This window comes from Muribacter muris, from assembly GCF_001038205.1.
Taxonomy (GTDB): domain Bacteria; phylum Pseudomonadota; class Gammaproteobacteria; order Enterobacterales; family Pasteurellaceae; genus Muribacter; species Muribacter muris.
Genome location: NZ_JWIZ01000026.1, coordinates 1 through 7,170 on the forward strand (window position 1 = coordinate 1; position 7,170 = coordinate 7,170).

8 protein-coding genes, 4 tRNA genes and 1 pseudogene are annotated in these 7,170 nt (G+C 41.8%); 9 read left to right on the plus strand and 4 right to left on the minus strand.

The features are described from left to right. Positions 1 to 84: 84 nt before the first annotated feature. The 3 genes from RO21_RS12775 to RO21_RS05220 all read left to right on the plus strand — a co-directional run bounded on the left by RO21_RS12775 (position 85) and on the right by RO21_RS05220 (position 1,588). Entirely contained in the window at positions 85 to 249 is a 165-nt protein-coding gene (locus RO21_RS12775) for a hypothetical protein (RefSeq protein WP_157019635.1), read from the plus strand. Between the two features lie 95 nt (positions 250 to 344). Beyond that, positions 345 to 668, plus strand: a complete 324-nt coding sequence (locus tag RO21_RS12780) for a helix-turn-helix domain-containing protein (RefSeq protein WP_241482401.1) — start codon at positions 345 to 347, stop codon at positions 666 to 668. A gap of 77 nt (positions 669 to 745) precedes the next feature. Then, positions 746 to 1,588: a tyrosine-type recombinase/integrase gene (locus tag RO21_RS05220; RefSeq protein WP_241482406.1), complete on the plus strand. Its 843-nt coding sequence runs from the start codon at positions 746 to 748 to the stop codon at positions 1,586 to 1,588. Positions 1,589 to 1,611: 23 nt separating this feature from the next. Here RO21_RS05220 and RO21_RS05225 read toward each other — a convergent pair. Next, positions 1,612 to 1,687: transfer RNA gene (locus RO21_RS05225), tRNA-Ala, on the minus strand. A gap of 89 nt (positions 1,688 to 1,776) precedes the next feature. Then, positions 1,777 to 3,219: a glutamate--tRNA ligase gene (gene gltX, locus RO21_RS05230; RefSeq protein WP_047976743.1), complete on the minus strand. Its 1,443-nt coding sequence runs from the start codon at positions 3,217 to 3,219 to the stop codon at positions 1,777 to 1,779. 174 nt (positions 3,220 to 3,393) lie between these two features. Between gltX and RO21_RS05235 the strand changes: the two genes are divergently transcribed. From RO21_RS05235 to pilW, 6 genes are all read left to right on the plus strand, one after another. After that, a tRNA-Val gene (locus tag RO21_RS05235) sits at positions 3,394 to 3,469 on the plus strand. Between the two features lie 42 nt (positions 3,470 to 3,511). Beyond that, positions 3,512 to 3,587: transfer RNA gene (locus tag RO21_RS05240), tRNA-Val, on the plus strand. 36 nt (positions 3,588 to 3,623) lie between these two features. Beyond that, positions 3,624 to 3,699: transfer RNA gene (locus RO21_RS05245), tRNA-Val, on the plus strand. Positions 3,700 to 3,854: 155 nt separating this feature from the next. Further along, positions 3,855 to 4,214 carry a helix-turn-helix domain-containing protein gene (locus RO21_RS05250; protein ID WP_047976744.1) on the plus strand — a complete coding sequence of 120 codons (360 nt, stop codon included), beginning with the start codon at positions 3,855 to 3,857 and terminating at the stop codon, positions 4,212 to 4,214. A gap of 154 nt (positions 4,215 to 4,368) precedes the next feature. Beyond that, positions 4,369 to 5,532, plus strand: coding sequence for a dual-specificity RNA methyltransferase RlmN (rlmN, locus tag RO21_RS05255; RefSeq protein ID WP_047976745.1), 1,164 nt, complete (start codon positions 4,369 to 4,371; stop codon positions 5,530 to 5,532). A gap of 17 nt (positions 5,533 to 5,549) precedes the next feature. Further along, complete coding sequence (gene pilW / locus RO21_RS05260) at positions 5,550 to 6,134, plus strand: type IV pilus biogenesis/stability protein PilW (protein WP_047976746.1); 585 nt, start codon at positions 5,550 to 5,552, stop codon at positions 6,132 to 6,134. Positions 6,135 to 6,688: 554 nt separating this feature from the next. Here the strand turns inward: pilW and RO21_RS13395 are convergent. Then, a pseudogene (locus tag RO21_RS13395) lies at positions 6,689 to 6,849 on the minus strand (ATP-binding protein); the annotation flags it as partial. Between the two features lie 17 nt (positions 6,850 to 6,866). Beyond that, complete coding sequence (locus RO21_RS13400) at positions 6,867 to 7,040, minus strand: hypothetical protein (RefSeq protein WP_241482407.1); 174 nt, start codon at positions 7,038 to 7,040, stop codon at positions 6,867 to 6,869. Between the last annotated feature and the right edge of the window lie 130 nt (positions 7,041 to 7,170).

Consider the following 7,170-nt stretch of genomic DNA (forward strand, 5'->3'; position numbering starts at 1 on the left):
CTGTTTAAATAACAAGGAGTTTATCAAAAGATGCAGTGGATCACTTTTCGATGATCTTACTGCATCAGCCTGGCGCATTTTTGCATGATCATTAACACTCCTGATATTGGTCACCCAAAATTGAGGGAACATCTAGCTTCTATTATTACCTTATTAAAATTATCAAAAGATAAAAACGATTTCTTAGAATTAGTTGAAAGAATTCACCCTAGATATAACGAAGTTATTGATGTAAATATTGATGAATAGCTTCCACCTAATATGTTCAACCGCTTACAGCAATGTAAGCGGTTTTGTTTTACCAACAGCCTAGCGAAAGCTAGGCTTTTTATTGGAGAGAAGTTATGGAACTAGTTGGCACAAAAAGGGCTGCTGAAATTCTAGATATGCACCCCGTAACGTTAAGAGAAAAGGCAGCAAAAGATGAAATTCCTGCATATAAAATTGGAAAAAAATGGAAATTTGATCCTTTAGAACTTGAAAAATATATCAAAAAGGATAAAGATAGCCCCGAACAAGAGATGGGGCATAAGGAGAATTTATGTCACGTCAAATTATCTCGCTCAGAAAAAGAGGCGAAATCTGGCATTTCTCGTTTACGGCACCCAATGGTGAACGGATACGCCGAAGTGCTAGGACTAACGATAAAAAACAAGCACTGCAACTAGCCTCAAAGGAATATAACGAGTGCTGGAGAGTATTTAAACTCGGCGAACGCCCAAATTATTCTTGGCAAGAGGCAGTAATGCAATGGCTTGAAGAAAAACCTAAACGTAAACAAGATCGCAATATGCTTTATGGGCTACGTTGGCTAGACAAGTATCTTGGTGACAAGAGGCTGAATGAGATAGACCGCTCTTTAATTAAATTCATTCAGTCTGAAAAAGCGAAAGAAGGCGTTAAAAATAGGACAATTAACGCAATTTTGCAGCAGATCAGAGTGATATTGAGAGCAGCAGTTGAATGGGAGTGGTTGGATAAATGCCCTTCAATAAAACTGCTATCTGAACCTAAACGGCGTATCCGTTGGCTCACAGAATTTGAAGAAGCTAGACTGATGCAAGAGTTACCATCCCATTTAAAACCCATTGTACAATTTGCAATTTTAACTGGGCTGAGAATGTCGAACATTACCCAGTTAAAGTGGTCGCAAATTGATTTATCGAAGAAACAGGCTTGGATAAATTCAGATGAATCCAAGACAGGTAATAGCATTGGTATTCCGTTAAATGACAAAGCTATTGAAGTGATTGTATCACAATTCGGCAAACATAAGGAAAATGTCTTCACTTATAAAGGTATGCCAGTAAAAATTGCTAATACTAAAGCATTTCGTGAAGCATTGAAACGTGCGGGAATTAAAGATTTCAGATTCCACGATTTACGACATACTTGGGCAACAAGACATATAATGTCAGGCACGCCTTTATATGTTTTACAGGAATTAGGCGGATGGAGCAAAGCAGATACGGTACGTAAATACGCACACTTATCTGTTGAACATCTATATAGCCACGCTAACAACGTTCAACTTTTTGACACAAAATTGGCACAATCCCATAAACCAAAAAGCCTTATCAATCGCTAAGTAATTGATAAGGCTAGGAATTTTGGTGGAGATAATCAGGATCGAACTGACGACCTCTTGAATGCCATTCAAGCGCTCTCCCAACTGAGCTATATCCCCTTTAACGAGGCATAATGATATGCTTTTCGACTCTTGGTGTCAATCTGAAAAGCATACTTTGATTTCAATCGCTCAAAAACTGGCTGATCTTACCCTTGTTGAGACTGAATAAACGTAATTGCTTTTTGCAAGCGGGCAAGGGTGCGCGTTTTACCGACTAATTGAGCGGTAATGTCCATTGACGGCGATTGCCCGCTGCCGGTAACGGCAAGGCGGAACGGCATTCCCACTTTACCCATTCCAATTTCAAGCTCTTGGGCGGTTTGGTTCATCGCTTCGTGGATATTTTCGATTGTCCAATCGTTGCAAGCGGTCAGTTTCTCCAATAATTTTGCAAGTGGTGCAATCGCTTCCGCTTTGAAGTTTTTGGCAGCAGCTTTTTCATCGTATTGCTCAAATTCTTGGTAGAAATAACGGCTGGCAGAAGCCAGTTCTTTGAGGGTTTTGCTGCGTTCGCTCAATACCGGAATAATATCGGTCAGTGCTGGCCCTTGGGTGTAGTCGATCCCTTGATCTTGCATATGCCATTCAAGATATTTTGCGACTTTTTCTGGCGGCAGACTACGCATATAATGTTGGTTCAACCATTGTAATTTTTCGGTATTAAACGCACTGGCTGATTTGCTGACGGAGTGAATATCGAATAATGCTATCATTTCTTCACGGTTGAAAATTTCTTGATCGCCGTGTCCCCAGCCTAAACGCACGAGGTAGTTAATCAGGGCTTCCGGTAAATAGCCGTCGTCTCGGTACTGCATTACGCTGACCGCACCGTGTCGTTTGGATAATTTTTGTCCGTCATCGCCTAAAATCATTGAAACGTGGGCGTAAGTCGGAATAGGTGCGCCGAGCGCTTTTAAAATATTGATTTGACGTGGGGTATTATTGATGTGATCTTCACCCCGCACAACGTGGGTAATCCCCATATCCCAGTCATCGACAACCACGCAGAAGTTATAGGTTGGTGATCCGTCTGTACGGCGGATAATTAGATCGTCCAATTCACTGTTGCTGATTTCTATCCGACCCCGCACGGCATCGTCAAAGATAACCGATCCTGTTGTTGGATTTTTAAAGCGGACAACGTGCGGATCGTTCGGAGAATGGTGATGATCGTTAAGGCAATGGCGATCGTAGCGTGGTTTTTCTTTGTTTGTTTCTTGCTGATTGCGTAACGTTTCCAAACGTTCTTTTGAGCAATAGCAGCGGTAAGCCAACCCTTGTTCTAGCATTTGATCAATCACTTGATTGTAGCGTTCAAAACGCTTCGTTTGGAAGTAAGGTCCGTGTTCCCACGCTAAATTGAGCCATTCCATTCCTTCCAGAATGGCAGCTGTTGCCTCTGGGGTTGAACGCTCTAAATCCGTATCTTCAATGCGTAGTACAAATTCGCCTTGATGATGTTTTGCATAAAGCCAAGAATAAAGCGCTGTTCTTGCACCGCCCACGTGTAAATAGCCGGTTGGGCTTGGGGCAAAACGGGTGCGAACTTTAACATTCGGATCTAAAGGAAAAAGCGTTTCAATTTTCATTATGTTTGACCTGTGAAATTCTTAGACAAAAGATTTCGGTATTCTACTACGCTTACAGGGGATGAATAGCAAAAAATTGCAATTTTGGGCGAAAAAATCAACGAACAATTTGAAAAGTGATAAAAAGGATTTGACGAAAATTTTCAACTCCCTATAATGCCTCCCCACAACAGCGGGCGATTAGCTCAGTTGGGAGAGCACCTCCCTTACAAGGAGGGGGTCACTGGTTCGAGACCGGTATCGCCCACCACTCTTTTAGAATGGTTTCGTTGTTGTGGGCTTAAACTAACGTGGGCGATTAGCTCAGTTGGGAGAGCACCTCCCTTACAAGGAGGGGGTCACTGGTTCGAGACCGGTATCGCCCACCACGCTTAGTTAGGCTTCCCAAACCACTTAGGTTAAGTGGGCGATTAGCTCAGTTGGGAGAGCACCTCCCTTACAAGGAGGGGGTCACTGGTTCGAGACCGGTATCGCCCACCACTTCAAGATAAAATATCCTATTCTATTAAGTTTTATAAACTTAAATAAATCTATTCTTATGACTTTCTTTAGCACTTAAAGAATACCCTATTTAATTCTTTATGGATTTTGTATAAACTTCTTTTGTTTTGTTCAAGTTTAGCCTGAACCGTGCTATGCATAAACAGTCAGAAAAAGCAAAATTCAGTGAGAGATTAAACTTCGCATTGAATTTGACCTACCCTAAAGGGCTGAAAACCAGCCAAATTGCCATTAAATTTAATTTATTACACCCTAATACGCCGGTTACTCAGCAAGCTGTGCATAAATGGCTAAACGGGTTAGCCATACCTACTGAAGATAAAATTCAAACCTTAGCCAAGTGGTTAAATGTGCAACCGGAATGGTTAAAGTATGGTGAGGTAAACGATGCGCCTTTTGACGGTAAACGGGATGAACTGTTATCTAAGCTGATTAGCGGTTTATCGGAACAGCAGAAAGCGGTATTGATCGACTTAATTATGATGTTCAAATAGATTTTGTGATCTCGATCGTAAAATTCTGCATTGCCTCTTTCCTGATTGTGTAAAAATCGCTAGCCTAAAGGCAGAGATACCAGTAGAATTCGCACTCTTTTATTAATGCAAAACGTCCTTTTGCCATAAAACGTGTAATAACGGGGCTATCTCAATGTCAGAATTAATTAACGCAACCAATGCAGGTTGTGCAGAAAATATAAAGCAAGAAAAAGTTAATCTACTGAATTTAAACCGTCAGCAAATGCGGGAGCTGTTTGCCGAAATGGGCGAGAAACCGTTTCGTGCAGATCAGTTAATGAAGTGGATTTACCACTTTGGCGAAGATAATTTCGACAATATGACCAACATCAACAAAGTGTTGCGTGAAAAATTAAAACACATTGCCGAAATTCGAGCGCCGGAAGTGGCGGTGGAGCAGCGATCTTCAGACGGCACAATCAAATGGGCAATGTGGGTGGGCGATCAGCAGATCGAAACCGTTTATATCCCCGAAGATGATCGGGCTACGTTGTGTGTTTCTTCACAGGTGGGCTGTGCTTTAGCGTGTACCTTTTGCTCAACGGCACAGCAGGGCTTTAACCGCAATTTAACTGTGGCAGAAATTATCGGGCAGGTGTGGCGAGCATCAAAGATTATCGGTAATTTTGGCGTAACGGGTGTGCGACCGATTACCAATGTGGTGATGATGGGAATGGGCGAACCGCTACTGAATATGAATAATGTGATTCCGGCGATGGAAATTATGTTGGACGATTTTGCCTACGGCTTATCCAAACGCCGTGTAACGCTTTCAACCTCTGGTGTTGTGCCGGCACTGGATAAAATGCGCGAGCAAATTGACGTAGCATTAGCAATCTCTTTGCACGCACCGAATGATGAATTGCGGAATGAACTGATTCCATTGAACAAAAAGTATAATATCAAGATGTTGATCGACTCCGTGAATAAATACCTTGAGGTGTCTAATGCAAATCACGGCAAAGTTACGATTGAATATGTGATGCTGAATCAAGTCAATGACGGCATAGAGCACGCACATCAATTAGCAGAAGTGCTGAAACATACGCCGAGTAAAATCAATTTGATCCCGTGGAATCCGTTCCCGCAAGCACCGTATGCGAAAAGCTCGAATACCCGTATTGATCGCTTCCAAAAAACATTGATGGAATATGGTTTTACGGTAACGGTACGCAAAACCCGTGGCGATGATATTGATGCTGCTTGCGGGCAGTTAGCGGGTGATGTGATTGATCGCACCAAACGGACATTGGAAAAACGTCAATTCGGGGAGAATATTGCCGTTTCCCATCAATAATCAACTGCGAGGGCTTTATGAGTTTTGCAAAAAAACGTGGTTTTTTGACCGCTTGTATAGCGATGTTATTGTTAGTCGGCTGTTCCAGCCAACTCCCGCAGCAGGCGGAATTTAACCGTAGCGAGGCGGTAAAAGCCCGTATTAACCTTGCACTTGCTTACCTTGAGCAACACGATTTCGCCAAAGCGAAAGAGAATATTGATAAAGCCCTTGAACACGATAGTACGGACTACCTCCCTCATTCCGTGTTGGCGTATTACTACCAACAAATCGGCGAAACGGAAAATGCCGAGCAGGCTTATACGCACGCTATCGCACTTAGCCAAACGCAAAGTGCCGACCAATCCCCCCGCCCTGATGTGCTGAATAACTACGGCACGTTTTTGTGTAAACACGGGCAATTTGCACAAGCCTATACCGCATTTGAGCAGGCATTGGCGAGTCAGCAGCCCTATTATCACCAAGCGGATACGCTCGAAAATATTGCACTTTGTGCCGAAATCGCCAAGGATCGACCGAAGCAACAGCAAGCGTTTGAGCAGTTAGGGAAATTGGATGCTGCCAAAGCTACTATGTTACGCCGCCAGCTATCGCTACTATAAACCGTATCAAGCGAGCACATCAAAATTTGCGATTCAGTAGCATCATAAGGCGAAATGATGGCTCATAGGCAGGGGACGCAATCTTGCGTCTGTTTAAGAAAATCTCGGTATTTTGTGCGTTGTGACAGATTTGTGAAAATATGAATGTTAAAAGCTACTAAAACTAAGAAATAAAAATAGGGGTTTAGTTGAATTTTACAGGGATAATTTGAATAGAATCTTTAGTAGGTGGAACTTTAGCGTATAATCCTCGCTATTACATCAAAGAAAAGGCAAAAATGTCAATAAGTGTAAACTCGCAAAATATTTCGTCAATTTCCTGTTTGACACTCTGCAATATCGCTTACTAAATTCCTCTCCAATATGACTCATCAAGACATCTATTAAAAGATAGGTAAGTTGTGATTTTACGACATATAACAACTCACCAGCTCCAAAAAGGGATATTTGATCTTGCATTATAGGTCTTGAGAATATGGTTTTTCTGTCAATAATCCTCCAAAATTAAACCACAAAGAGCATCCAAAAGTGATGCCACTTATGATGACACTAAATTAATTATGGTGTTTAAAACGGTAAGATTCGTTACCCGTTTCTAATATATGACAATGGTGAATCAGTCTATCTAATAGTGCATTTGTCATTTAGCTTCCGTAAACAAAGTTCCCCATTCCAAAAACTCAAGGTTTGTGGTAATAATCATACTAGTGTGTTCGAGGACTATGGTTAAAATCAAAGTCGGCAAACGTTCTTTTTTTGGGGAAACTTCGCTCGCTTAATCCGACCTAACGTGTGGTTAATTTTTCGCTGTGTGATTTCTACATTGAGTAAACGGGCAAGGATATCAAGTGGCGGGCGTTTGCGTCGGATACCTTCAATCACAATATCATCAAATTCAGCAGCCATTGTGGATAATTTAAGTGGTTGGAGTCATTCAATATAGTCTTGTCTTTCCATTATTCTCTCCTTGTCTGTGTTATTTTAGTGAAGGAAAGGTAGTGGTTCTTCGATATTGAAGGAGTTGGTCAAACTGACT